Below are 1,275 nucleotides of genomic sequence, written 5' to 3'. Positions count from 1 at the left end.
GGTGCAGGGCCACGATGGCGACGGTCAGCAGCACGGCGGCCCAGGTCTGGTGCACGGTGCCGGCCCAGGCGGGCACGACCAGCAGCAGGGTGGTGACGCCCAGCGCGTACTGGACCAGCACCGCCCACCCCAATAGCATCAGCGCGTCCTGCGGCGCCTTGCCAAGCTGCGGGGTGCGCAGGCCGCACAGCACGCAGGCGCCGATGACAAGCGCGGTCAGCGTGGCCAGCAGCCGGTGGTCGAACTGGATGGCCGGGACGTTCTCGAACCAGTTCAGCCAGAAGGGCGACAGCCGGGCATAATGCTGCGGCACCAGATGCCCGTCCATCAGCGGAAACGTATTATAGACGAAGCCCGCATGCGTGCCCGCGGTAAAGCCGCCGGCGATGATGGTGACGCAGATCAGCACGACGGCGCACCAGAGCAGCCGCTTGGTCCGCACCACCGGCGCGGTGGCGGGAATGAAGGCGGGCTTCGGGGCGCGGACCGACAGCGCGGTCCACAGGATGGGGATATAGAGCGCGAAGGCGCAGCACAGATGCAGCACCAGCCGCACCGGCTCGACCGCCGTGCTGTCGGCGTCGAAGCCCGACGCGACCATGAACCAGCCCACCGCGCCCTGCAGCGCGCCCAGCACGAAGAACAGCAGCAGGCGCGCGGCCAGCCCTTTCGTCAATGCGCCGGTCACGGCGAACCACACCAGCGGCAGCAGCAGCACCAGCCCGGTCATCCGGCCCCAGAACCGGTGGGTCCATTCCGCCCAGAAGATCTTCTGGAAGCCGGCCAGGCCGAATCCGTCATGCAGGATCTTGTATTGCGGGATGGTCTTGTACAGCGCGAACTGCCGTTCCCATTCCGCGTGGGACAAAGGCGGGATGACGCCGGTGATCGGTTGCCAGTCCATGATCGACAGGCCCGAGCCGGTCAGCCGCGTATAGCCGCCCAGCGCGATCATCCCGATCAGCATGAAGCAGATCACGAACAGCCAGGTGGAGATCCGCCTGCGGTCGCGCAGCGTGACGGACGAGGCATCGTCGCGGCCGACGGCCGGGCGGAAGGTGATGCGATCGGACATGAAGCGGGTTTAGACCGGCCTTGCGACCGCCCGCAAGCGGGTGGTAGAGCGATACGGTCTCCAATGAATAGTGATGAATACTGGAACGGACGCCGTGCGCTCCTCCCTTTCCCGTCCGCCTCCGAGCCTGCCGTGACGCAAGGCGGGTCGGCCGCCGGCATCGGCGCGCTGGCGCGGCCGGCGCTGATGGTCGCGGCCTT

The 1,275-nt window shown here is 67.9% G+C and carries 1 protein-coding gene; it reads right to left on the bottom strand.

Annotated features, from left to right (window positions below):
• On the bottom strand, window positions 1–1,075 hold a 1,075-nt coding region (locus tag HUK84_RS18855), incomplete at its 3' end, for a COX15/CtaA family protein (protein ID WP_176641591.1).
• Window positions 1,076–1,275 lie beyond the last annotated feature (200 nt).

This window comes from Nguyenibacter vanlangensis (assembly GCF_013376155.1).
GTDB lineage: Bacteria > Pseudomonadota > Alphaproteobacteria > Acetobacterales > Acetobacteraceae > Gluconacetobacter > Gluconacetobacter vanlangensis.
The sequence above is the reverse complement of the archived record's forward strand: the minus strand, read 5'-3'. Positions and strand labels throughout refer to the sequence as shown.